Here is a 25,534-nt window from a genome sequence, read left to right as displayed (position 1 = left end):
ATACATAATTCCTGGTGCAACTTTCTTAAATTACGTCGTCGGCAATTCCTCCGTTTGATGGATAAGTTCAATGCCTTTCTCATGTGAATAAGCCACACGCATGGCCACATTTTTATTTTGTGTAGCAGCTGCGCCAGTCGAATTTAAGATAGCTACGCCAACTTTCGGCAAAATGTTTTTCTCAATAAAGCGGATTAGCATCCTTGCCCCGGTTTCCGCCACCGGGCACTGCTCCACAACGTGCTGCACCAGTTCTTCGCTGAAGCTTAATTCAAGGTCATAATTCGCCTTAGCACGTTCGGCAATACGATTAAGATGAATATTAACAATGCGCTGGAGTGAAGACGTTGCCAGCGGTAAATAAGGTATTACGGTAACTCGACCTAAAAATGCTGCCGGGAAGACTTTCAGCAAAGCAGGCTGAATAACCTTCAGCAAACTTTCTTCGCCCGGCAGGGTTTCAGGATCCGCACAAGCACTGCTAATAATGTCGCTCCCCGTATTACTTGTTAGCAATATAATGGTATTACGGAAGTCGATTTGCCGCCCTTCACCGTCTTCCATCGATCCTTTATCAAAGACCTGGAAAAACAATTCGTGCACGTCTGAGTGCGCCTTTTCCACTTCATCCAGCAGAATGACGCTGTAGGGTTTACGCCTGACGGCCTCGGTTAATACGCCCCCCTCGCCGTAGCCCACGTAGCCCGGAGGTGAGCCCTTCAGGGAAGAGACGGTATGGGCTTCCTGGTATTCGCTCATGTTAATGGTGATAAGGTTTTGCTCACCGCCATACAGCTGGCTGGCAATGGCCAAAGCCGTTTCGGTTTTCCCCACCCCGGAAGGCCCCACCAGCATAAAGACGCCAAACGGTTTTTTCGGATCCGCCAGTCCTGCGCGAGCGGTCTGAATGCTCTGGCTCAGGCAGTCCAGCGCGTACTGCTGCCCGATAACGCGCTCGGCCAAACGCTGCGGCAGCTCCATCACCGCGCTGACGTCATCTTTAAGCACCTGCCCGACTGGGATCCCCGTCCAGTTCGCCACAATCGAAGCCACCACGTCGGCATTCACTTCGGCCTGCACCAGCGGCTGCTCGCCGCGAATTTCGCTCAGCGTGGTTTCAAGCTCTCCTAAACGCTGCTGCAGATAGGACACCTTTTCCGTTTCTGATACTTCGGTATCTTCAACCGTGGCCGCAAGAAGCTGCTGACGCGTGTCGATAATGCTGGAGACTAACTCGCATTCCTGGCTCCAGCGGCTGTCCAGAACCTTAGCGTTTTCGGCATGTTCAGAAATCGCGTTCTGGATAGGCTCTCTGCGCTTATCGTCCTCTTTGCCAAAGCCGATGGCTTTTTCCAGCAGCGACAGCTCGGCCTGGGCCGACTCGCTGTGGAACTTCAGCATCTGCAGCTCGGCCGGCGGCGCGTGCTGTGCCACGGCAACCCTGGCACAGGCGGTATCCAGCAGGCTAATCGCTTTATCTGGCAGCTGGCGGGCCGGAATATACCGATGTGAGAGCCTGACGGCGGCGCGAATAGCTTCATCCATGATCCACACGCCGTGATGCTTCTCCAGCACCGGCAGCAGGCCTCGCACCATCGCAATCGCCAGCGCTTCTGACGGTTCTTCAACCTGCAGAACCTGGAAGCGGCGCGTCAGCGCAGGATCTTTCTCAATATGACGCTTGAATTCGCTCCAGGTCGTCGCGCCAATAGTGCGCAGCTGACCACGGGCCAGCATCGGCTTCATCAGGTTCGCGGCGTCGCCGGTTCCGGCGTTACCGCCAGCCCCCACCAGCGTATGAACTTCGTCAATAAACAGGATGACGGGCTCAGCCGAATTGACCGCTTCTTCCAGCACCGCTTTCAGGCGAGCTTCAAACTCACCTTTCATGCTGGCGCCTGCGGAAAGGGCAACCACATCCAGCGTAAGCAGGCGAACTTTTTGCAGGGAAGGCGGCACATCCCCGGCCGCAATCGCCAGAGCAAGCCCCTCCACAACCGCCGTTTTACCTACCCCGGCCTCACCGGTGAGCAGCGGGTTATTCTGGCGACGGCGCAGCAGGATATCGACCATGGTGTTGATCTCTTTATCGCGCCCCAGCACAGGATCAATTTTTCCTTCCCGCGCCAGCGCCGTCAGATCGGTAGAATACTGCGCCAGCCCACCGCCCTGAGCGCTGGCCATTGCGTGGCTGGCTTCGCCAGGCACCCCGGCCCCGTCGGACACCGCTGCGCCACCGGCTAAATCATTTTGTTCCGCCGACTCACGGGTGATGTACCCGAGATCCTTACTTAAATGTTCGAGAGGGATTTTTTCAAACGCCGGAGAGATAGCGAACAGCGCGCGGCGCAGCTCCATCGTCGTCAGCAGGGCAATCAGCAAATGGCCGCTGCGGATGCAAGTGTTATGGCATTCCAGGCTGGCAAATACCCACGAGCGCTCAATGGCCAGCTCAATGTGATAGGAGAAATCAGAGATAGCGCTGGCCCCGGCAGGCAGGCGAGTCAGCGCCTGAGAAAAATCACGCTCCAGCATTTCCGCATCAAGCTCGAAGTGCCGAATGATGTGCCGAATATCGCTATCCTGCTGCTGATATATCTGATTTAACCAGTGCACCAGTTCAACATAAGGGTTACCGCGTAATTTACACAGCGTTGTGGCGCTCTCTACGCCTTTAAACAAGATGGTATTTAGCTTACCGAATAGGTTTTTTCTGGTTATCGCCACGATAAAACTCGCCCTGTTTTAATTCGATTATTCGATTGTTTTATTCATCCACTTATCCACGTGGATCAGAGAGCCGAAACAACGCATTAAGCGCATCACGGAACGTTACCTGGAGGGCATAGTAATTAACAAAAATTGAAATAAAAACCCTTGCTGGCCGACATCACGGGTTTTAAGAATTACGCCCGGAAGTCATTCTTAAATTCTCTAAAACGCATGATGCAGGCATACGAAAATTTAACGTTTACTTTTAGAATCGGGTTCATAAACAGAAGAACGCCTCCGACAAAAAAGATTTTTTCTGTCTTCAAATATTTATCTCCAGCATGGCAAAAACATATTTGCTGTAATAATTGACAGGGTGACAAGTGGAACACAACTTTCTGGATTACTACAACCGGGAGCTAACTTTCGTCAGAGAAATGGCGCAAGAGTTCGCCGAACGTCATCCCAAGATTGCCGGGCGCCTGGGGATGAACGGCATTGAGATTGCCGATCCTTACGTTGAGCGTTTAATCGAGGCGTTTTGCTTCTTATCCGCCAGAACGCAGATAAAGCTGGACGCTGAGTTTCCCAAATTTACCCAGCGCCTGCTGGACATTGTCTATCCGAACTATAACTCCCCAACCCCCTCGATGGGGGTGGTGCAGCTGGAGCCTAACCTCAGCGAAGGCGATCTCACCCAGGGCTACAGGATCCCAAAACAAAGCGCCTTTTATAGCCGCATTTTGCCCGGTGAGATGACCCGCTGCGAGTTCAGAAATAACCAGGATGTGACGCTTTGGCCGCTGGAAATTGCCGAGGTACGCCTGACCTCAATCCCCCCGGATATCCCTAACCTTGAACATTACCGCATTAAGCATCATCAATTAAAAGGTGCTTTGCGAATTAAACTAAAGCTGCAAGGAGAGCTGGTCTTTTCTGAACTGAAGGGGCTGAATGAACTGCCGATATATATCCAGGGCGATGAGCGTATCGTCTCTCATACGTTCGAACTGCTTCACGGCAGTCACGTTGCGATGGTGGTACGCAGCGGAGAACGGGAAAAAAACCGTTATCATGTCATCAATGAACAGCCGCTGAAATTTGAAGGCATGGCGCCAGATCAGAGCTTATTGCCGCTACAGTGGAATATGTTTCATGGCCATACGCTGATTCAGGAATATATTTCCTGCCGTGAAAGATTTTATTTTTTCTCACTCACGCAGCTGGCTGAATCCTTCGCGGATAATAACACCAATGAAGTAGAGATAATTATCCTGTTAAATAAGTTACCGCAGGATTTAGTCGCCCACCTGGACGCATCGCGCTTTCTGCTGTTCTGCACGCCCGTCATTAACCTTTTCCCTAAACGTGTGGACAGGATTGAGGTCAACCGGGCGCTCAATAACTTTCATATCGTGCCGGACCGCAGCCGTCCTCTCGACTATGAGGTGTTCTCGGTCAATAAAGTGTTTGGTCTGCAGGCCGAAACCAGCGAAGAGCTGACCTTTAACCCGCTCTATCAGACCCGCCATAGCGATACCGGCAACTTTGGCCGCTATTTTTCCGTCAACCGCACGGTGAGAACCAAAGAGTCCAGCAGCCGAAAATACGATACCCGCACGCCCTACAGCGGGACTGAAATCTTTATCTCGCTGGTTGATCAGCAAGAAGCACCTTACGGCGAGCATATTCGCTATCTGCTGGTCGATGCGATGGTCACCAATCGTGATTTGCCCCGCCTGCTGACCAGCAGCGGCAGCCTCGATCTGACAATGTCGGACTCGGTTCCCATTCACGGCGCGCGCTTTGTCAGTTCGCCCAGCGCGCCCCGCTCACCGTTTGCTCTCGGTGAAACGGCCTGGCGCCTGATTCGTCAGCTGAGCTTCAACTATCTGCCGCTGTCGGATATGGACCATGCTCAAGGGGGCGAGGCGCTGCGTAATATGCTGCGGCTGTTCACTACCGCCTCCGATCTGGAGTCCATGGCGCAAATTAACAGTCTCGTGGGCTGCCAGACCCGCCCGGTGGTTCGCCGCCTCTCGGATGAGGGCTTGCTGGTTTACGGGCGCGGCGTGAACTGTAGCCTGACGGTTGACGAAGAAGGGTTCTCCGGGGTCAGCCCTTATCTGTTTGGGCTGATTATGGAGAACTATTTGTCGCGGCATGCCGCCATCAATATTTTTACCGAAACTGAGCTGCACTCGATGCAGCGAGGCCTTGTCGCACGCTGGAAAGCGCGCCCGGGCAGGCGAGGCGCGCTATGACCCTCCCAAAGTTGCCACAGGCCTCGTCATTACCGCCAGGGCTGGAAAACTGGTTCGATCCCAGCGCCCCCTGGGATGCGGGATTTATCAGCATTATGCGGGCTATTGCCGCCCGCACGCCGTCCCTGCCGCCGCCGGGTAAGGCCGCTCTCCCCTCTCAGGAGCGATTCAGGCTCGGCCAGATCTCCAGCATGGCCTTCTCCCCTCGAGAGATAGCGGCCATCCATCAGCAGGACGACAAAATCAAACTGCAGCTTTTTGGGCTGGGGATCTGGGGCGCTCAGGGGGCAATGCCGCTGCACCTCTCTGAGCTGGCTTATTCCCGCTACGAACAGCACGACCCGACGCTGATTGATTTCGTGGATATCTTCCACCACCGGGCGCTGAGCCAGTTTTATCGGGCCTGGTTCTTATCGCAGGACACCGCCTCGCTCGATCGTAAAGAAGACGAGCGTTTTTCATTTTACGTGGGCAGCCTGGTGGGGCTGGATCCCTCCGAGCTCGATCCCGCCCCGCTGCCGATTCACGCCCGCCTGGCGTCATCCGCACACCTGATTCGAGAAGCACGTAACCCTGATGGCCTGCTAGGCGCCATGGAGTACTACTTCCAGGTTCCGGTGCAGATGGAAGAGTTTGAGCTGCAGTGGATTTTCCTTGAGGGAAAAGATCAAACCGCTTTGGGCGACGACCGCTACGCCGCGCTGCTGGGCGACGGGGCCATCCTCGGGAATACCGTCCTCGACCGGCAGCATAAATTCAAGCTGATGATGGGCCCGCTCACGCTGGCTCAGTACATGCTGTTCAGCCCCTGGGGCAGCGATATGGCGGTGCTGCGAGAGCTGGTTCGAAGTTTTATCGGCTTTGAGTATGCCTGGGATGTGCAGCTGGTGCTTGCCGCCGATCAGGTGCCCCGGGCCACGTTAGACGGCAGCCACCAGCTAGGTTATGCGAGCTGGCTGGAAAGAGAGGCCAGCGAAACCCCCGTTTTCGGGATGAGCTTTGAGCCCGAGATGTACCGCCGGTAGCCCTTCGCCTGGAAGAGAACGTAACCATGGATGAAAAGACACGCACATGAATCAATACGAAAGCCTGACCTGCTCGGACTATTACCAGTCATTGATGCAGCCCTTTCCGGGCGACTCGCCCTGCGGAGAAGCGCTCGATTACGATCCTGCTTTTATCATGCTGCAGTCGCGCCTGCAGCCAAAGCTTGGGGCCGAATACGGCGACTTCGTTGAAGCCGCTGAGCCGGTGAACTGGACGGAAACCGAACGCGACTGCCAGGCCCTGCTGCAAAAAAGCAAAGATGTTCGCCTGGTGGTTATTTTGATGCGCTGCCGCCTGCGTAAGCGCGGGCTGTCTGCGCTGGCCGAAGGCGCGGAGGCGCTGCTTGCCCTGCTGCAAAGCTGGCCGGATGACCTTCATCCACAGCTGCTTGACGAAGGGGAGTTCGAGCCAATGCTGCGGGCAAACGCCTTCGCCGAGCTGGAGGATATTGGTGGTCTGCTGACGGATCTGCGCAACCAACCGCTGCCCAAAGCTTCCGGGCTGCAAATTACCGTTAAAGAATTTGAAAAAGCCCATCAGCTGCCGAGAGAAGAAGGTGCGCTGTCGGACGAGGCCGTCGCCGCCATCATTCGCGAATGGCACACCAGCGCACGAGAAGAGATTCGCCCGCTCACGCAGGCCCATTACTTTGTGCAGCAGATAAAACAGATCCTGGCGGAGACGCTGGGACACGAGGCACCTGAGCTGCCGCTGTTGTCCGGCATTCTTGGCATGTTTAGCCGCGAGTTTGGCAGCGAAATGCCCGCCAGAGATCTCCCTTTGGAAAAAGCCCCCGAAAGCGTGCCGGAGCCTGTGCCCACGCAGCCCCCTGGTCAGGTAGCCGCCCCGGCTGACGAAGCGGCCTGGCAGCCTCCTGTCCCGGTGCCTCGTCCTGCGCGGCATGAACCGCAAAAAGGGGTTAATACGCGCGCGCAAGCGCTCCAGCGCCTGCAGGAAATCCGCAGTTGGTTTGCCGTGGCAGAGCCAAGCAGCCCGCTGGTGCCGGTGCTGAAATACGCGGAGGAAAGCATAGGCAAGAGCTTCGCCGAGCTGCAAAAAATGTATCCCCCAGAAGTTATCGCAATGCTGAACCAGGAAAAGGAATAAACAATGTTAAGGATGCTCACCCTTCTGATTTCCGGGCTGCTGATGTCGCCTGGCGCATGGGCCGTTTGTACGCTGGCGCGCGGGACCCCCACGCCGCTCACCATTGACGCTAAGACAATCATTATTTCCGCTGATGCGCCGGTGAGTACTTCTACGCCAATAGCCCAATATGACAGCCCGACGGTGGGCGGCGCTGGCGTAGGTTATGACGACTGTATTAAGGGAACAGAGTACGGCAAACGCGCCGTGTCGCTGTCCGGGCAGGATACATCCACAAAAATTTATGCGACCAACATTCCGGGCATTGGCATCAAAATGCTGGCGAGCAACGGCTCGGCGTTTGGTAATTTCCCGTCGACCAGTTATCTGACTTTCTCAAATGGCAGCTCGGTTGGTTCACTCGATATTCCACCGCAGTCTTTTTATCGAATTGAGTTTTATAAACTCAGCAATAACCTGCGCCTGGCCAATGCCGCGACGGGGGATACCATCCTGCCCGCCGGACAAATTGGCTACAACTATATCCTGTCAGATAACCCCGCGTCGTTCACCCATAGCCTCTCTATCGGGGAAATGAAAATTATCAGTACCCCGGCCTGCACTGCGGATAACGCTAAAACTATCGACTTTAACGACGTGACGCCCACGCTGCTAAAAGCCGGGGTTACCCGCAGCCTGGACTTCGCCATCGTCTGTAAGAGTGACTATGGATCCTACTCGGCCTCCGCGTCGATGATTACCGATACCCCTACGGCAGACGGCGGTTTTATTCGTATCAAAGACTCTGACGGCAATATGGATCGCTTGAAAATCCGCATCACCGACGGCGACAACAAAACCATGAAAGTCGATGGATCCACCTCTGAATCCTCACGGGTTATCACCAGCCAGGGTCCGGCTGAATTTGCCTGGAAAGCGACGCTGCTCCAGGGCAACGGTACGGCACCTGCCGGTGGCCTGTTCACGGCAAAAGCAGAAATTATTTTTAGTATTCAGTAAGCCAGGGAATAAGGAAATATGGGCAACCCCGCAACAATTTTTATCAGCATTGCCAGCTATCGGGATCCGCAGCTGATCCCGACGCTTCAGGATATGCTGCGCCACGCCAGCCAGCCTGAAAGGCTGCACATTGCCGTGTGCTGGCAGGACGATGAGGATCTCAGCCTCTTTACGCGACACGGCTTCGTCCCCATGGGCAGCCGGCATGTTGCCGGACACGAGGCGTTTATTTTCAGTTTCCAGCAGGCCCGAATCGAACTCATCAGCGTGCACTACTATGCCAGCCAGGGGGCCTGCTGGGCGCGGAGCCTCGCGGAATCGCTATTTGAGGCAGCAGACTATTTTCTGCAAATTGATTCCCACTGCCGGTTTATCCCCGGCTGGGATAACGAAATGATAACCACGCTGCGCCAGCTAGCGGCGACATCTCCCCGGCCAGTGCTCTCCTCCTACCCGCCTGCGTTTGTTCCCGGAGAAGACGAAGAAGCCAGTAAAAAAAGTTATGTGAGCCGCTTAATCTTCCGGGAGTTCAACCCGCAGGGGCTCCCGATGTTCAGCTCCACGCCTTTTGAATCTCCCGAGCCCGTCAGGGGCAGCTACCTGGCCGGAGGATTTATTTTTACCCGCGGGGACTTCGTAAAAGAGATCCCCAACGACCCACAGATTTTCTTCGCCGGTGAGGAAATAGCCATGGCCGTGCGCGCGTTTAGCCACGGCTACGATATCTACCATCCCCATAAGCCTCTGCTGTGGCACTACTATCAGCGCAAAGAGCACAGCAAAGTCTGGGGCGACCACACGAATCAGGCCAAAGAACAGGGCTCCGTTGAGAAGGCCTGGTGGGAGCGCGATGCCGCGTCGAAAAAGCGAGTCAGAACCGTGCTGGGTCTGGAGAGCGAGCCCGAAGGCGGCCTGGCCCCCTATGGGCTGGGAAAGATCAGAACGCTGGAACAGTTTGAATATCAGGCAGGTATTTGCCTGAAAAACGGCACAGTTTTACCGGAAGTCATGGCCGTGGATAAAGTGAATTTCTTCTCCGACCCGCCCGCCGACCATGCCGAATGGCTACGTCGGCAATATGCCTGGCATAAGAAGACCCTTACGCTGAGCAAGACTGATTATGAGGCAGACAACGGCGACGTAAGCGCACTGCATATCAGCGTCTATACCCAACAGAACGAGTTGTTCCACAGGCAAACGCTCACCCGCAGCGAACTGCATGAACTACGCCAAAAAACGTCCTCGGAAGAGATCTCGCTTCCGGTGGAATTTAAAACCACCAGCCTAAGTAAACCAGGCTCGATCAGGCTGTGCACTTGGTCAGACAGCCTGGGCTGGGGCACCGTCACGGAGAAGACATGGTGAAAAGTGAAGCCCTTTTTTGTCGATTAGTCAGCGTGGATACCCTGTTTTCTTTTGACGGCATTATTCCCTCTGCGCCGGACTTTCAGCTCAGGCTGATCTCGCTGATTGAGCAGTTCAACAAGGCGCTGCTGGTGGAAAACCAGGCGCCTGAAGAAAGCGAGGCGCTGTGCCGGGCGCTGTGTGATTATTTTGATAAGCGCTTGAGCAGCAATGCCCAAAACAACTCTCTGTCCTGGCAACGCTACTCGCTGGTGCAGTATTTCTATGGCTTTGTTGACAGCGAGGAAGCGCTCCCCCTTTCCGCCCGGCTGGATGCCCTGCTCAACGCCGACAGCGAGATCATTTTTCGCTACGCCTGGAAGTTGCTGACGCTGGTGATGCAAATTGAAGGCAGTACCGATGCCCTGGTCTCGCTGCGGGCGGCTAAACGCGCCCGCTATTTTTCACGCGCCCGGGCAGAGACGCCTCCTTCGGAACACGCAACGGCATCCTGGGTGAGCCCGCGGGCCGGGGCGGCAGGATCCCCGCGCTTGATGATCTTCGTCATCGGGCCCTTTGCTGGAAAATGGTTCAGCCAGTCAAACCTGTCATCCGGCAGCGAGCATGGGATCCTGTGGGTGATTGAGGAGAACGCCAACGGCCTGGCCAAACGGATGGCGTATTTAAAGAAAAATAACATCGCCCTTGCTACGATGGCTTATTTCCCGCTGCTTGCCGACGGCTTTGAAAGCAGTAGCATCATGATCGAGCAAATTACCGCCTGGCAATACGCCTTTTCATCCATCCGCCTTTCTGAGCCTTTACCCTGCATGCTGGGGCTCTACACCCGGCTCAGCCAGCAGCGCTCCGCCCACGATCCGGATCGGGCTATCTGGACCGGCGGGCTTGCCGAGCCGCCTTACGGCCACCTCAAGCTTGAGCATCAGTGGGCGAGCCTGCTGGCCGAGCTGGAAGCTAATGACGACGGGAAAGATCTCTACGCCATTCAGCGCCACGCGGTAGCCAGCACGCTGCTTTCCTGGCTGGCTGAAAGCCGTATCATGAACGTGTTACAAACCCTGTTTGACAGCACCCAGCTCGACTTTGCCGGCATTACTCTCGCCGATCACGGCCAGGGATTCACCCGGCATGGGGCCTGGTCCCTGTGGCTTTCAGAGCGATACGGTATTTTGCCAGGCCTGTCGGCTTCTATCGCCCTGCCTCCGCTGCCGGAGATTCCCCTGCCGCCGGTTGAAGAGCCGCCTCCTACCCCCTCTCCTGCGCCGATTCCAGTGCCGGTGGAGATCCCACGCCGCCGACGCTGGCCTAAAGCACTCGCCGCCCTGCTGCTGCTGTGCCTCGCGGGCGGCATTGGCTACGCCATACAGCAGGATGCGGTGGAAATTCGCGGCCAGATTAGCCAGATAAAGCCGATCCAAAGGCTACTGGGAATAAATGACAAACCCGATGCATCGGCATTCCTGCAGCTCGTGAACAACGCGCCTTTATTTGAGAACGGCAGCAGTAACCTGATGCCGGAAAGCCAGCACATTCTGACGCAGCTGGTGCCTGAGATGGCGCGCAATCCGCTGCAGATGTATCTGATCATCGGCCATTCTGACAACACCGGCTCTGCCACTGTCAACATGGCCCTGTCCACAGAGCGCGCTCGCGTTATCCGCGACTGGCTGGTGGAACACTCGGGCCTGGCCGCCAGCCAGTTTATCGTTGAAGGCGCGGGCAACTCTCGCCCGATAGCCAGTAACGCCACCCAGGAAGGACGCGCGCAAAACCGCCGTGTCGAAATCATTCCGTTATCTATGCAAGACTACAAGGATTGAGAGAGTCGCTTATGAGTAACAAACCTGTGACCTACCCCCTCAATGAGGGCAGTTTCGTGACGTTGAATCCGCAGGAGGATCAGTCGATCAATATCCTTCGCTACATGGATGAGGATCACAATCCCTATAACATCTTGATCAACCGCACCACTCTTGAAGAAGAGCAGACCGTTGATCAGTTCTGTGAAAAACAGTGGGATAAAATGAAACGCTTCGTCCCGGGATTCGAGGTCGAAGGGAAGAACCTCAGGCATGAGATCGGGCCTGCCAAACTGCCGGTCCTGCAAACCGCGAATAAGTTTCTCGAGGACGGCACCTGGATCCGCCAGGTCTCGTCTATCATTACGCTTCCGGGGCACCCGGTGCTGAACCCGAATAAACGTAAGCTGCTGGTGTTTACCCTGGCCGTAAATAATGATTTCACCGAAGCACAGCGTAAACATTATGTCCGGATTATTAACAGCTTTGTTCCTCTGGAAGCGCCCCTCGGCGAAAGCGAATAACCCTCCCGCTGAAGCATCCCTTCTTTTCGGGGGCTGATGCTTCAGCCCCTTCATTCTTCGCCAGGATTAAAATGAGCCGTAGCGTTTAATGTCTTCAATTGGCCGTTTAAAATACTCTCGTCTGTCCATGACCGTATTTTCTATATCACTGAGCCCGGGCCGCTGATGCCCGATGCAGGGATATACACCGTACCAGTTTCCCTGAGCCATCAGTTTTAACCAGTTGGTATCCAGTCCAGCTTTATTGCGCGCTTCGCCCTGCTCCATTCGATAAATGGCCCGAGAATAATTGTGCATCAGCGTTCGATAATAAGGCCTGTTCACCAGATAACTGTTTGCCAGAAAAGCGAACTCGACTTTATAAAAAGCGGAACTCACCTTTTTAATGATGTAATAGCTGGCCGAAAGAAACCCCACATCCCAGTCAGTGCGTGCTAACTCACCCAGAAAAATATTAGCTCTTTCAATAGATTGGGGATCCTCATCGAACACCATATCATCTTCAAGAATCAGGACGTTGTTCCAGCCATTTATTTGCGCCATGATCAGGACATTCAGGTGGGACTTTGCGCAGCCCAGCGCGCCCTCTTCTTCCTCAATGGCCTGAAAATGGATAATTTTTTCTTCCGGAGCCTGAACCTTCTTTAACTCCGCGATAATTTCAGCCTTTCTATCCTGACGTTTCGCCAGATTGATATAGACAATTTTATCAATAAAACCCCAGTTAATTACGCACATATTCAGCCATTCCAAATAATTGTCAGCTTGTATTTTATCGCAAACTCCATGCCCTTACGGGCAACAGGTCTATTTTAGGATTATGGCTTTATTTTTCTTTCAAGATACTGTCATTGAATCTTTCTTGCCGATAGCCCTGCCGGGGGAAGTTTTTATATTCAGTTCAAATTCTGCGCTCACTCAGGAGCGCGAGATTATTTTCATCAAGAGCGTACTGAGTCATCCGCTACTTTTAACGAAAGGCAGAGGAAATTCCCAAACGTGGCGGGATGTTGACAGAAAAATACCTGACGTAAGTCCATAAGCCTACGCGGCCTGGCCATACAACTTCCCCCGTCATCAAAGCGTAGCGGGAATTATTACAATACGTACTTCGTTGTACATACCGTTACACAGCAACGCTCATCATCGGTGAAAGGCTGGTATATAGTGCAGCGATGCACAGGGATGATTTGTTGTGTTGATAAAAAATAACAAATTTTAAACAAATGGTAGTCATGTAACCTCATATTAATAATGAAAATCAAGAATACTCTCTGCCTACATATCCTGATGGCGCTGCTTGCCGTTCTGGTCTTATGCGTTCCGGCCCTGGTGACGGGGTTGTTCACGCCGCTAACATTCCAGCCGCTGATTAAAAGCATGGACGGTACAGCGAAAGAGCAATCAGAGAAAATAGCGACAATTTCCCATGCATTACAAGGTAATGCATTATTTTTCCTCGGCGCTTCTGAGGTGTCGACATCGGAAGATGAACATTACGCTGTATATAATTACTTTAATAAGCAATTACATCAGCCGGTGGTGGCTTACGGGGATAGTTATGTCGATAACATCACACAATTCCTGCTGCTCTCACGTTTTAAAAACGATATAAATGCCAACAGTAAAATTGTTCTGCTGTTTGCCCCAGACAGTTTTTATTTTGACACTATTCCTCCGGCTATTTTTGCCGATCATTTCCCGGCCGCTATTTTTAACCCACTGATGGCGGATGAAAAAGCCCGTCCTTTCCTGGTCAATTACTTACACCATATTGATGAAGAGGACATCAGCCATTTAACCCTGGGCGAAATGAAAATATATGGCTGGCGGCCAAAAGTAATTTGGCAGTCTATTAATTATGAGTTTGCTAACTTCTGCACCCTGGTAAAAAACCATTGGCTGGCGTGGCTGCGCATTGCGCCTGAACCTCACCGCCCATGGCCCGCTCCCGCTGATAAGTACGCCGAGCCAGACTGGAACGAACAGCTGGCCCATGCCCGCGTATTGAATCAGGTTCGCCAGCAAAGTGCCGCCACGTTGTGGATGGACAAAAGCGTCTATGAAGACGGAAAAACGGCGGAAGAGTGGTATGAAACGCCGGTGGTAAACCGCCAGATGGAAGCCTTCAAGGCCACCATCGATCTGCTCAAATCTCGCCATGCCCAGTTCGTGGTGATCGTCGATCCGCTTAACCCGTGGGCGCTGAAAAACACGCAAAAATTCCAGCCCGTTGACCGCCAGGTCAGGGCGTATCTCGAGCAAAACCAGGTGCGCTATTTCGATATGTACGCCCAGCCTTATCAAAACGGCTGGAACTGGGATCGCCTGCATCCCACCGAGCTGGCGTGGGTTGCTATGGACCGCTTTATTGCCGAGAGCTTTACACGATGAAAACTGCCGTTCGCCTGTTTGTGCTTTACCTCTTGCTGGCCATCACGGTGATCGCATGGTCTTCCGTGGACGACAGCATGAGTATCAAAGTGCATTTTGAATATCAAAAATTCTGAAGGATGAATGATGTATAGCTCCGGGGCATTTTTTTTCTTTCTGTTTTCATCGGCGCTGCTATTTGCGCTGGTTAACCGCGTACTGCATTACCGGCTGACCTATTTAGCAGCATTCTCCGTGCTGGCGGCGCTGGCATGGGGATATATTTTCCAGGGCGATTACCTGGTTCCGGTGGCGGTATTCTTTGCGTTTTATCTTCTTGTCACCCTGAAAGAGAAAGGCTGGTTAAAAACCTGGCAGGCGGTCACTCTCACGCTGCTCCCGCTATTGCTGGTGAAGCTACACCTGAATAATCACTGGGGCATGATTGGCCTGTCGTTTATGACCTTCCGCGCCATTGACGTGCTGCTTTACCGCAGCAAAAAAGATGGCCAGAACTTTTTGCATTATTTCTGCTATCTGTTTATGCCGTTTATTATTCTCGCCGGCCCGATGTACCGCTGGAGAACCTGGGTCGGCGATATTAATAAGCCGGTATTCAGGCTGACCCGCGAACAGTTTTTACTGGCCGTGGAGCAAATCGTCACCGGCGTCGTGCAGAAATTTTTGTTTGCGATGCTTATCGACAATCTGGTGATTGAATCCTGGAGCCACCGGCCGTTCACGCTCACCGTCGGCGTGGTGATGTCGGTCGCCTACAGCGCCTATCTCTACTTTGATTTTGCGGGTTATAGCAACATGGCTATCGGCGCCGGGCGGCTGTTTGGCCTGAATATTCCGGCCAACTTCAATATGCCGATTCTGGCCAAAAACCCGCAGGACTTCTGGCGCCGGTTCCACATCAGCCTGTCTGAGTGGCTGCGCGACGTGGTCTTTATGCCGATTTACATGAATCTGATGAAGCTCGATTTCTTCCGTCAAAACAAAACCCTGGCACAGAACGTGGGCATCTTCTGCACGCTCTTTTGCATGGGGGCCTGGAACGGGCTTGAACGACACTACGTCATCAGCGGCGCGCTGTTCGGCGCCATTTCCGTTGCCCATAACATGCTGCTTTGGTCAGCCAAACGCAGCCCGGCCTTGAGTAACGGCTTACGCCATCCGGTTATCGCGTTTTTTGGACGAATTCTGACGCTGGCTAGCGCCGCGGTCTCCCTCTACATCTTTAGTGGAATGTCACCTCTATGAACCTTCATCCAGAGCTTCAGGAACTGCAGGATTTTCTGCGTGCGGCATTACTCGACCCCGCGCGCCCCAGCCAGTTAGCCATCAGCGGCAGCGATACCGCCCTGACCTGGCAACAGCTTTCCGTCGCCGCAACCGACTGGGCGCAGCGCTACGCGCAGTGCGAACAACCCGCCGGCACGCCGGTGGTTTTATACGGGCATCAGCAGGCCGAATTTGCCGTGGCAATTTACAGCTGCCTGCTGCACAACATCCCGTATATTCCGGTGGACTGCATCTACCCGCAGGAGCGGCTGAAAGAGATCTGCCAGCTAGCCAGCGCCCCTTATTACTACGACGTCGTGGCGAAGCAGTTTGTGGCGACCGGCGAAACCGGCAGCGTGCTGGCCGAGCCCGATCTGGCTTACATCATGTTTACCTCAGGCAGCACCGGGAAACCGAAAGGCGTGCAGATTGGCCGCGAGAGCCTATGGCACTTCATGAAGTGGGTGCGCAATGACTTTGCGCTGCCGGACGTGCCGGTATTAATGAACCACGCGGTGTTCAGCTTCGACCTGTCTCTTATTCCTTTGCTGGCGAATCTCGCCACCGGCGGGCACATCGTGCTGAACGCCAAGGAAGATATTGCCGCTGAAAACTGGCTCGATCGCCTGAAAACCAACGAAGTTTCGGCCTGGGTTTCCACGCCCTCTTTTGCCTACCAGAAGCTGCTTTCCCCGCAGTTCAGCGCCGAGTATTTGCCCGCGCTGAGCGTGTTTGTGTTTATTGGTGAAGTGCTGAACAAAGCGCTGGTCAGGCAACTGCGCCGCCGTTTCCCGCAGGCCAAAATCCTGAACTCCTATGGCCCAACGGAAGCCACCATCGCCACCACGGTGATTGAAATCACCGACGAGATCCTGCACAGCGAAAACGACGTGCTGCCGGTGGGCACCATGATGCCGGAATCCCACATGGAGATTACCTCCGAAGGTGAGCTGATTATCTGGGGGAAAAACGTCATGCGCGGTTATCTCGGCCTGCCGCAGGAAAACGCCGCTAAGTTGCTGCACCGCGAAAGCGAGCAATACCGCGGCTACCGCACCGGCGATCTCGGCTACGAAGACGGGCTGCTGTATTGCCAGGGCCGTAACGACAGCCAGATCAAGCTGAACGGCTACCGCATTGAAATCAACGAAATTGAAAACCGCCTGCTGGCGATGTCCGGTATTAGCGAAGCCGTGGTACTGCCGCTGATGAAGTCCGGCGGCGGCGTGCTGCGCATTGCAGCGTTCTGCGTCACTGGCCTTGCCCCGGAGGCGATCAAGACTTCGCTCGCGAAGGTGATCCCGCCTTATATGGTGCCTTCACAAATCATTATTAAAGACGCTTTGCCGCTGAACCCTAACGGCAAAATCGACCGCAAGCTGCTGGATACCCAGGCTCGCACGAATTAATGACCCAGGAAAATAAGATGGAACAAGAAATTCTCGCCCTGTTTGAAAAAGTGTTATCCCGTAAGGTCGGTTTTAACGATGAACTGATCGAGTCCGACATTCTCGACTCTATTCTGGCCGTTGATTTGGTGCTGGAAGTGCAGGATGTGTACGGCTGCATGATCCCGCCGACGGAAGTCGCCACCGTGCTGAAAACCCCGGCGGATCTGGCGCGTTATATTGAAGAGAATCGCTAGTCACGGTTATTAGCGGTCTCACTCAAACATACGGGAACAGTTCAACCCCTCACCCCGGCCCTCTCCCCCAGGGGAAGAGGGGGAAAGGCCTGGCAGGGAACGTGATTTATCTCCTCTCCCTTCCAGGGAGAGGGTAATAGCGCTGATTCAGGCTATAGGCTGCACCGTCTCTCTTTTTTTCAAAGCCGCGATCATTTGCCGCAGTTCAAACTTAAAAACGGGCTGAGAGATACTGAACCCCTGAAAGAGATGCACCCCGGATGCCAGCAGCAGCCTTAATTTCTCGCGGCTATCAATCCCCTCGGCAACGCAGTAACTTCCCGTTAATTCACAGTAGTACGCCAGGCTTTTGATCAGCGCCAGCGCGTGAGGTTCATACTGCGCGTCGGCCACGACTTTGCGATCCAGTTTGTAATCGTTGAACCGCACCGCCCGCACCGGGAAATAAACGCTGCTCTGCGAAAAGCAGTCATCAAGCATCACCCGGTATCCCTGGTGCTGAAGCTGGGTAATAAAGAATCGACTCTCCTGATGCTGATTCAAATTCAGATCTTCTGATATTTCCAGCACCAGCCTGTCCGTCCAGAATGGATTTATCAGTCGGGTACTCAGCTGTTTAATAATGCCGAACAGACTTTCACTGTTTGAAACCGCGGCCGGTATATTCACCGCGAAATAATACTCCCCCTGGTACTGATTAATGCCGCCCACCGCCTCTTGCAGCATAAAGGCCGTTAACAGGCGCCACGTATAGCTGGAGCGGATCTGCGGCAGAAACTCTGCGGGCTGTAGGGTTTGCCCATTTCGATGCCAGCGGGCCAGGATTTCCAGCCCTTTGAGCTGCAGCCCACCGTTCACAATAGGCTGGAATACCGGGTAAATCTGGCGGTTGTGAATGGCATAAACCAGCTCCCTTTCAAACGGTGAAAGGGCAGCCAGCATACCCGCTGAGTCTCCTTTTTTCTGCTGATTACTCGCCATCGGCGCCTTCTCATGCAGCAGCGGATGAACCATTTTTTTTAACCCGGATATTCGCTGCACATACAGCGTCTTATGGCTGACGCCGCGCTGTTTCGCCTGCTCCTGAATCGTCTGCCCGGCGAGAGAGTCCACCAGCACATCCAGCTCTTTTCGGGTCAAACCTTCGGGCCGGATCTGGCTCACCAGCTCCTCTTCAAGGGCGTGTTTTTTGAGGCTGACGCTGTTATCCCAGTCCCCGTGCAGCAGCGCGGCCAGGCTGGCGCAGGGCAGATCGGACGGCACCACCCGCACGCCGCCAAGATAACCGTCTTTTTTCACTAATTTCTGCAGCGAACGCCAGATCCATGAGGCTGAGCTTCGGCTCAAAATGAGCATGGGGAGCTGGCCATCATGGCGATCGAGCAGCTGCGCTACCTGCCGCAAGACGACAAGCAGCCAGTAAGGTTGATCGGGCAGATAGACCACAAACCGCGCCCCGCTCTCTTCCTGCAATCTTTCTTCCCCTGAGCCAGGGAAAAATACCGCCCGGGTTTGACCTGCGGCTAACAGATTCTCAAGCCCACACGCCATCATGTTGCAGGGCGAGAGAATGTAGGTCACACGCTCGCTTACTTTTCCAGGTGTGCCGCTACTGGTAAACAAACGTCACCCCAACGATCGACTGCACATTACCCGCCGTAACCTGCCCGGTCGTTCTCGCGTAGGTCGCAGTCAGCCCCAGACTTACGGGGGTCGTCCCTACCGTTCCCAGCGAAACGGTGTTAGCGCTGCCGGCCCCCAAAGCGGCACCATTTCGCAAAAGCTGAACGCCAATTCCCTGAGCAGGCGAGCTGGAAGACGTATTGGTGAAAATGGAGTTATCGCTGCCCAGCGTGTTGCCAGACAAAAAGTAACCGATTCTCTGATTCTGCGCGCAGCGCACGGTGACGGGCGCAGGCGCCGTTCCCGGGTAATCAGGCAGATTCACCGTCACGTTACGGGCGGACACGTCACAGCCACCGGTGGGCACCACAACATCGTTGTTGGCGTAGATATTCCAGTTGATGATCTGGCGATTCCCGTTAATGGAATCCTCTTTTTCCAGAATAAGCTGGGCAATCATGGTGTTGGCTTTAACCACTACGCCGCTGGCGGTGCTGATAGGCGTTAAATACAGCACCGCCTGCCAGCCACGATAATCCCCCCAGGTGTGGTTCACCCAGGCGGTTTCCGTTGTGGTCGGGAAAGGATATTGCACCCCGAAGTAACCTAATGATCCTCTGAAAGCAGAGAGCACGCCCTGATACGCCGAGCCGGACCGGATCCTTACCGGATCGGTATATTGGCTTGGGGCATCGTTTTTGCACTGAATCGACTGGGAAAGATCGACCACTAAGTTTTGCCCTGCCGAAATGGACGGCACAAGATTAACATTGACGTTCACGGTGCCGGAGCCGCTGATGGATGTCCCCAGCGACTGGCAGGTAAAGGCCTGGCCTGCGGTTGACCATCCCAGCCCGGCCAGAGTGGCCAATAACGCGATGATTTTTTTCATTCCATCCTCCTTGCGATCAGGCCCAGGTGTAAGTGACATTGATCACCGCCTGAATGGTTCCCTGGGTAGTCCCGCCGTTGACCGTTATCGCTCTGACCTGCAGAGGAAAACTCGTCGCCTGACTGCCGGCATCCACCTGAACAGTTTTATTGGCACCGTTATTCAGCGTTGCCCCGCCGTTGTCCCGCAGCTGGAGCTGGAGGTTGCGCGCCGTGCCCTGGTTGGCGTAATACCCCGTCGCATCCGCCGTGCCGCTGAACGTTGCGGTCACTTTAGAGGTCCCGACCGGGCAGTTGGTCAAGCTCAGGACAACATCATGCCAGGCGGATGAAGCACCGGCCTGCACCAGGCTAAAGGTATAGAGATCGCCCAGATCGACCGTGGCCGTTGGGGTCGAGATCGTGCAGGGCTTCGCCACTACTCTGCCGTTCACGGTAATGGTGACGTCATCCGCCTTTGCCGTGGCAGAGAGCACCAGCAGCACTCCGGCAAGCACCCTTCCGGGTAGAATCCATTTCATGTCCGCCTCCGGTTACTGAAATTCAAGTGTGAATATTGCGGTCGCATTTACGTGCCCGGCGGTGACCGGCAGCTGCGTTGCCATCAGGCGCGCATAAAAGCCCAACACGTTGGTCTGGCCGGGCACCAGCGTGGTCCATTGAATTGCCGACGATCCCGCGTTGATCGGCATCGGCGTCCGGGCGCTGTTCAGGATTTGTATCCCCATGCCTGCAGCTGCCGCCGCGCCGCTATCCAGCTTTAATAAACTGGTGTTGACGCTATCCGCCACGCCGGTAAAGCCCACTTTCACCGCGGTAGCCAGGCCGCCACACGGGGAAAGCACGATGCGAAAAGGCACCAGCGCGGTGGTGGCTCCCACCGCAGAAAACTGTTTGGCCGGGTTATTCATCAGGTCGACGGTGAAATCTTTCGACTCCGCCGCAACCGCGCAGGCGTTGTCCCGAACATTGCCACTAATCGTAATGGTGCTGTCTGCCGCATCCGCAGCGGCGGCGAACAGTGACAGGGCGATGCCGACGATATAAAGAGATTTAGTCATGCTTATTCCTTAGCGACACAGCGCCGAAAGCGAGCTCAGCATCTGCTTCTGGCTCTCTTCACCCAGACGGTAGTCCGCCACGCAGCTGGCACCCGGCCCGTCTCCCCATTTGGCCAGCACCTTGCCCACCAGCGGCATTCCGCTCAGGTACACCTGCCCGCTGTCGGCCACAATACTGCTCACCTGCAGGCCTTCGGCAGTCACTACCGCCCCGAAAGGCACAGGCTTGCCGTTGTGGGTCAGCGTCATGAGCATTTTCACCCCAACCTGTGGCTTGAATTCCGCGCGCACCACGGCGCCGTGGGTGGGCACCACGTTGGCGACCGCATCCTGAAGGTCTACGTTGTCAGCCAGCGTGTTGGTGTCCAGCGCGATCCTGTTTTCGCGGTAATCGCTGGCATACGGGAGCACGGCATAACCGCGCCAGTCAGTACGAACCCCGGTTTGGTTTTCGACTTTGACGTCCCCGGCTCCGGGGGCTTTCACCAGCACGACCGTGCTGTTCAGCGGCTGGCTGAAGGTCACACCATCCGCATGCGCCAGTACGCCACCGCTCGCGCCGTAGTAAACCTGTTTCATGCCGTCGCTGCGGCTGTAGCCCACGTTCGCGTTGCCGTATCCGCCGCGGTAGTTCAGTGCGGCATAACCTGTACTGCTGCTATTCCCGTGCCCGCCGCCCGCATAGCCGGTCTGCACGCTATAGCTCAGGTTATTGTCCTCCAGCAGCGTGCCGTACAGCCCGGCCAGGTTGGTCATCCGGCCATTAAGATCGTGTGAGGCGCTGTAGCTGGCGTTGGCATTACGCCAGACGGATTTGCTGTCGGAACGCAGCCAGTGGCTGAACGGGATATTGACGTTTACCGCCAGCATCTGGTCACGCCCTTCCTGCCAGGCGTTTTTCGTCAGGCTGTAGCTGACCGTCCAGTTGATGTCATCCACGGCGGTGTTTAACCCCACCTGCATCTGTTCGTCGGCGCTGCTGCTGTTCCAGTAAGTCTGGTGGCTGCCGCTGAGATAAAGCGTTGTTGTTCTGCCCAACTGTTGGGTCAGGCTCAGCTGCACCCTGCCGCGCTTGTTGTAGGCGAGGTTGTAGTAGTCGGTAAACTTAGGTTTAACCTGAATGACGCCGTCCTGCGTTTCCACGCGGTAACCGCTCATCCGGCTGTAGGCACTGTCGGCGAGGGTAAAATAGCCGCTGGTTGAATACCGGTAGCCCACCAGTTGGATGTTGGTGCCCAGTTCATTCAGCGATTTGTTATAGAGGAAGCGCAGCGATTGCCCCTGGTGTTCGCTGTCATCGGCGAGCCTGGCGTTGGCCTGAGTGACGTCCATCGACAGCGCCCCCAGCGCCCCCATGTTTTTCCCTACGCCCAGGTTGAAGCTGCGGTAACGGTCAGCCAGCTGGCTGCCGCCATAAAGCGTCCAGCCATCGGGCAAACCATGCAGCACCGTGCCCTGGAAGAACTTAGGCTCTTCCTGCTGGCGGTTGCCGCTGCGATATTCCCCGGCCGTCAGTGAAAAACGCGTGCGCCCTTCGCGCTGTAAAACAGGCACGGATGACCACGGCACGCTGAAGATCTGGCTGCTGCCGTCGGTTTCTTTGATAGTGACCTGCAGATCGCCGCCGCTAGTGGCAGCGTAGAGATCGTTAATCGTGAACGGGCCTGGCGGAACGGTGCCCTGATAGATTTCATAGCCATTTTGTTTGACGATGACGTGCGCCGTGCCCCGGGCAATACCGCGAATCACCGGCGCAAAGCCTTTCATGCTGTCGGGCAGCATATTATCGTCGGAGGCTAATTGAGCCCCCCGGAAATTGATCCCGTCAAAAATATCGCTGTCGGTATAGCTGTCGCCCAGCGTTAACCGGGAGCGCAGGGAAATAATATCGCGCTCAAGCCAGGTGTTGACGTGCTGCCATTTGTTTTCGTTCGCTGAGCTTCCGCCGCCGCTGTTGTAGCTCCAGGTGGTGTTGTCGCGCAGTCGCCATGCCCCGAGATTGATCCCGCTCTGAAGATTCAGCCAGGCATAATTGCTGTTACCACCGCGATCGTTTTGCACGCTATTGCCGGTAAAGTTGTAATTCAGCAGGCCGGCGTTAATGCCGTTATCCCAGCGTTCAGGCGGGATATAGCCTCTGGCCCGGTTGCCCATAAACGCCTGCGGTACCGTCAGGTTGAGCCTTTGGAGACCAACATCAAACCCGGCGGTCGCCTCAGGAATAAGTTCAGTCATCGGGACGCAGGCGTCCGACGCCAGGGCGTTCATGCCGGCAATGGCCGCCACATCGACGCCCATTCCGGCCCATTGCTCACGCGTCAGGCAGGGAGCCAGGCCGCTGCTGCTCTTTGCCGCATCAAATTTAACGTCCCGCGTGGCGACAAATCCCTCGTTGAGATAAATATCGACGCGATAGGTCCCCGGCGGCGCTTCCTGCCCACTTTCGAAGCTGGACAAATCAGCCACCGCGGAGGGATCGTCGGCTAAAAAGCGCGGGTTAAAATAGAGATCCGCATGGGCGGAACAGGCTTGCATAGCAATGAAAAGCGCCAGCGGCGTTTGTACCAGAGTAAAAAAAGAAGCTAATTTGCGCCGCGGACGACGGAAGCCGAAACGCGCTAATCCATATTTTAGATGTGACATTGTCCCTCCGGTCAGCATTCGCCCGGCAGTCAGTTCTTCGTTGTTATTTAACGCAGGACGGCCTGTCCTGAATTACTGCATAACGCCCTGCATCCGTGGCGTTAGCGCCCCGTAGTCGTTAATGGTCTGGTAAGTGATGTTGGTCCCGGCATCGGCCGGTAGCTTCACGGAGGTTTTTCCCATCGGTGGGACAAGCGCATTGTCCAGCACGCGGGTGCCGGCATTTATATCCGTCACCGTCAGGTAATACGGGGTGGGATTGTTTACTGTCAGCTGGCCGTTGCTGCGGCTAAAGGTCAGCTTTTCTGCCGCTTTCTCCGGGGCCAGCGCCAGGTTATCCGGGCGGTAATAAAGTTTAATTCGGCTGATGATCGCCAGCTGGAGCGTGTTCTCATTCAGCTTTGATTTTTCCATGGATGGAATGGCTTTCACGTTCAGCCAGAACAGGCTCTCCCGATCCTTCGGCAGCTGGTTATTGGTCGCATCTAAAATGCGTAACGTGGTTTCTTTTTTCCCTTTGATGGCAAACAGCGGCGGGGTAATCACGAACCGGCTGTCTTTATCGCCATTAGCGTTTTCTACCCACGACTGAATAAGGTAAGTACTTTTTTCATCGTTGCTGGTTACCGCCAGCTGAACCTGCTTTTGCCCTTCAGGATAAATAACGCGAGTCGCGCCTAACGCAACCCCCGCCTCTGCAGGAGCCATAAAGCCGATTGCCGCAGCTATCATCATCGCCGCCAGTAAACCGCGACCTCTTAGTAAGCTTTTTGTCACGCTCGCACCTTTGTCCTTGTCGTTGTTGTTTGTGTCCACTACGCCCGCATTCAGGCTACAGGTAGGTCAAAGAAAACCAGGCCTGGGCATTAGCCAGCCCGCCGGTAACCTGATGCCCGGTGGCGCGATATTTGGCGATAAAATGGAGAGTGTTTGGCCCGGCGTATATCCGGGTCCGGGCCTTTGCAGGGGCATTCAATGGGATTTGGCGCTCCTCGGCATCAAAAAGGGCAACGCCCACGCCTTCAGCTATGCCCGGTCCCTCGCCCACCGAAAGTACCGCCGGATTTTTACCGTCGGCCACGCCCATAAACGCCACGCCAACGTGCCGGCTAACATTGGTATTACAGTCCTGAAGGTGGAGCGCGAAAGGCACCGGGTCGCTGTCTTCGCCTGGCGCGTGGAAGCGATTGCTGCTGATCCTGCCCATTTCGACCGTCATTTGGCGGTCGCCCGCTTCCACGCGGCAGGATTCGGCAACGATCGTGCCCTGGAAGCGCATATTGCCGCCCGGCAGCATCACATGCGTTCGGTTACCGGCCAGCGCCAGGGATGGCAGGAGAACGCTCAATAGAATCAGCTTGATTCCTCTCATCATTATCACCTTCAAATCCGTAGTAGATGACGGGCCGTCCCTGGCCCCGAGTGATTTCCCTGTATGACTGACTGATTACTCGTACTGAACTTTAAAGGTCGCGTCCGCGTTAGCGGTACCGGCCGTAGCCGCACCCAGCGCGATGTAACGGGCCTGCAGAGGAATAATATTGGTGCCATCGTTCAGCGTGGTTTTGGCGCTGAAGGTTGCCCCATCCAGTGCCAGCGGTGTGCTGGTGTTGTCGAGAATTTGAATCCCCACATTAGTCGCACTGCCCGCCGCAGGGCCCTGAATTGCCAGCGTGTCGGTCTTGCCGGTGACGGCAACGCCAGAGAACGCAACGGAGGCTTTGGTGGAAACAGTGGTATCGCAATCGTTCAGTTGGATGTTGAAACCTACTGCAGAACTGGTGCTACCTGCCGCAGCCAGTCGGGCAGAACGAACCTGGCCCAGCTGAACAGTCTGGTCCACCGATCCCGCATCAACGGCACAGGCTGCGTTAACAATTTCACCTTTGAAATGAACGGTGCCACCGTTAACCGTCACGGCATAAGCCGCGCCCGAGCTCAAAGAGAGGGCTGACAGTGCAACGAGAGCCAGATTTTTGATTTTCATAATTTATTCCTTTAAACAATTTCACTAAAACGAATCAGAACCGGCAGTCGCTATGCCTTCCATAAGACCTATGTTTCAGCTTCACGAAACGATCGCCTATTCACATAAGCTCGCCCCTAAGAGAGCTACCCTCTCAATATTGGTGGGAGCCGGGGTGAAATATTAATAAAGTATCCTGAATCGTCTTTGAAATTATATTTAACAAAA

General features: G+C 55.0%; 21 protein-coding genes. 11 read left to right on the top strand and 10 right to left on the bottom strand.

The window, feature by feature from the left end; translation table 11 throughout:
* Nucleotides 1-30: 30 nt before the first annotated feature.
* On the bottom strand, nt 31-2,727 hold the full coding sequence (tssH, locus tag WFK85_RS15970) for a type VI secretion system ATPase TssH (RefSeq protein ID WP_336708908.1): 2,697 nt from the start codon (nt 2,725-2,727) through the stop codon (nt 31-33).
* 368 nt (nt 2,728-3,095) lie between these two features.
* On the opposite strand from tssH, the gene tssF reads away from it, so the two are divergent.
* The 7 genes from tssF to WFK85_RS15935 are packed head-to-tail and all read left to right on the top strand — an operon-like array spanning nt 3,096 to nt 11,817.
* Nucleotides 3,096-4,976 (top strand): type VI secretion system baseplate subunit TssF, encoded by a 1,881-nt coding sequence (gene tssF / locus WFK85_RS15965; protein ID WP_008454358.1) that lies wholly within the window; start codon nt 3,096-3,098, stop codon nt 4,974-4,976.
* Nucleotides 4,973-6,001 (top strand): type VI secretion system baseplate subunit TssG, encoded by a 1,029-nt coding sequence (gene tssG / locus WFK85_RS15960; RefSeq protein ID WP_008454357.1) that lies wholly within the window; start codon nt 4,973-4,975, stop codon nt 5,999-6,001. The genes tssF and tssG overlap by 4 nt, the downstream gene beginning before the upstream one ends.
* Before the next feature lie 46 nt (nt 6,002-6,047).
* The gene (locus WFK85_RS15955) at nt 6,048-7,130 is read left to right on the top strand and encodes a type VI secretion system protein TssA (protein ID WP_336708907.1); all 1,083 of its coding nucleotides are present in this window, start codon (nt 6,048-6,050) and stop codon (nt 7,128-7,130) included.
* A gap of 3 nt (nt 7,131-7,133) precedes the next feature.
* Complete coding sequence (locus WFK85_RS15950) at nt 7,134-8,129, top strand: fimbrial protein (RefSeq protein WP_166994301.1); 996 nt, start codon at nt 7,134-7,136, stop codon at nt 8,127-8,129.
* An 18-nt stretch (nt 8,130-8,147) separates the two neighbouring features.
* Nucleotides 8,148-9,494: a GlcNAc-transferase family protein gene (locus tag WFK85_RS15945; protein WP_336708906.1), complete on the top strand. Its 1,347-nt coding sequence runs from the start codon at nt 8,148-8,150 to the stop codon at nt 9,492-9,494.
* Nucleotides 9,488-11,314: an OmpA family protein gene (locus tag WFK85_RS15940; protein WP_166994297.1), complete on the top strand. Its 1,827-nt coding sequence runs from the start codon at nt 9,488-9,490 to the stop codon at nt 11,312-11,314. The genes WFK85_RS15945 and WFK85_RS15940 overlap by 7 nt, the downstream gene beginning before the upstream one ends.
* A gap of 11 nt (nt 11,315-11,325) precedes the next feature.
* Nucleotides 11,326-11,817, top strand: coding sequence for a DcrB-related protein (locus tag WFK85_RS15935; RefSeq protein ID WP_008454347.1), 492 nt, complete (start codon nt 11,326-11,328; stop codon nt 11,815-11,817).
* Nucleotides 11,818-11,883: 66 nt separating this feature from the next.
* Here the strand turns inward: WFK85_RS15935 and WFK85_RS15930 are convergent, their stop codons facing one another.
* The gene (locus tag WFK85_RS15930; RefSeq protein ID WP_286180276.1) at nt 11,884-12,570 is read right to left on the bottom strand and encodes a glycosyl hydrolase family 25; all 687 of its coding nucleotides are present in this window, start codon (nt 12,568-12,570) and stop codon (nt 11,884-11,886) included.
* Nucleotides 12,571-13,071: 501 nt separating this feature from the next.
* Between WFK85_RS15930 and WFK85_RS15925 the strand changes: the two genes are divergently transcribed.
* The 4 genes from WFK85_RS15925 (at nt 13,072) to WFK85_RS15910 (ending at nt 17,122) form a co-directional block, all read left to right on the top strand.
* Nucleotides 13,072-14,211, top strand: a complete 1,140-nt coding sequence (locus WFK85_RS15925; protein WP_336708905.1) for a D-alanyl-lipoteichoic acid biosynthesis protein DltD — start codon at nt 13,072-13,074, stop codon at nt 14,209-14,211.
* 126 nt (nt 14,212-14,337) lie between these two features.
* Entirely contained in the window at nt 14,338-15,456 is a 1,119-nt protein-coding gene (locus WFK85_RS15920) for a membrane-bound O-acyltransferase (protein WP_166876646.1), read from the top strand.
* A complete protein-coding gene (locus WFK85_RS15915) occupies nt 15,453-16,886 on the top strand; it encodes an AMP-binding protein (protein WP_166994295.1) in 1,434 nt (477 codons plus the stop codon). The genes WFK85_RS15920 and WFK85_RS15915 overlap by 4 nt, the downstream gene beginning before the upstream one ends.
* 17 nt (nt 16,887-16,903) lie before the next feature.
* The gene (locus WFK85_RS15910) at nt 16,904-17,122 is read left to right on the top strand and encodes an acyl carrier protein (RefSeq protein ID WP_008454337.1); all 219 of its coding nucleotides are present in this window, start codon (nt 16,904-16,906) and stop codon (nt 17,120-17,122) included.
* Between the two features lie 147 nt (nt 17,123-17,269).
* On the opposite strand, the gene WFK85_RS15905 is transcribed toward WFK85_RS15910, so the two are convergent.
* From WFK85_RS15905 to fimA, 8 genes are all read right to left on the bottom strand, one after another.
* Nucleotides 17,270-18,745 (bottom strand): EAL domain-containing protein, encoded by a 1,476-nt coding sequence (locus WFK85_RS15905; protein WP_286180275.1) that lies wholly within the window; start codon nt 18,743-18,745, stop codon nt 17,270-17,272.
* Nucleotides 18,732-19,637, bottom strand: coding sequence for a fimbrial protein (locus tag WFK85_RS15900; protein WP_008454332.1), 906 nt, complete (start codon nt 19,635-19,637; stop codon nt 18,732-18,734). Before WFK85_RS15900 ends, WFK85_RS15905 begins: the two co-directional genes overlap by 14 nt.
* A 16-nt stretch (nt 19,638-19,653) precedes the next feature.
* Nucleotides 19,654-20,157, bottom strand: coding sequence for a fimbrial protein (locus WFK85_RS15895; RefSeq protein ID WP_336708904.1), 504 nt, complete (start codon nt 20,155-20,157; stop codon nt 19,654-19,656).
* 12 nt (nt 20,158-20,169) lie between these two features.
* Nucleotides 20,170-20,697, bottom strand: a complete 528-nt coding sequence (locus tag WFK85_RS15890) for a fimbrial protein (protein WP_166866583.1) — start codon at nt 20,695-20,697, stop codon at nt 20,170-20,172.
* A gap of 9 nt (nt 20,698-20,706) precedes the next feature.
* Nucleotides 20,707-23,340, bottom strand: a complete 2,634-nt coding sequence (locus WFK85_RS15885; RefSeq protein ID WP_166994292.1) for a fimbrial biogenesis usher protein — start codon at nt 23,338-23,340, stop codon at nt 20,707-20,709.
* 72 nt (nt 23,341-23,412) lie between these two features.
* Nucleotides 23,413-24,117 carry a fimbria/pilus periplasmic chaperone gene (locus WFK85_RS15880; protein WP_442892313.1) on the bottom strand — a complete coding sequence of 235 codons (705 nt, stop codon included), beginning with the start codon at nt 24,115-24,117 and terminating at the stop codon, nt 23,413-23,415.
* A 55-nt stretch (nt 24,118-24,172) separates the two neighbouring features.
* Nucleotides 24,173-24,712 carry a fimbrial protein gene (locus WFK85_RS15875; RefSeq protein WP_166994572.1) on the bottom strand — a complete coding sequence of 180 codons (540 nt, stop codon included), beginning with the start codon at nt 24,710-24,712 and terminating at the stop codon, nt 24,173-24,175.
* A gap of 75 nt (nt 24,713-24,787) precedes the next feature.
* Nucleotides 24,788-25,327 carry a type 1 fimbrial major subunit FimA gene (fimA, locus tag WFK85_RS15870; protein ID WP_008454320.1) on the bottom strand — a complete coding sequence of 180 codons (540 nt, stop codon included), beginning with the start codon at nt 25,325-25,327 and terminating at the stop codon, nt 24,788-24,790.
* Nucleotides 25,328-25,534 lie beyond the last annotated feature (207 nt).

Source organism: Cedecea sp. VD22 (assembly GCF_037150195.1).
Lineage (GTDB): Bacteria > Pseudomonadota > Gammaproteobacteria > Enterobacterales > Enterobacteriaceae > Cedecea.
Note: the sequence above shows the minus strand (reverse complement) of the source record. Positions and strands in the feature narration are given on the sequence as shown.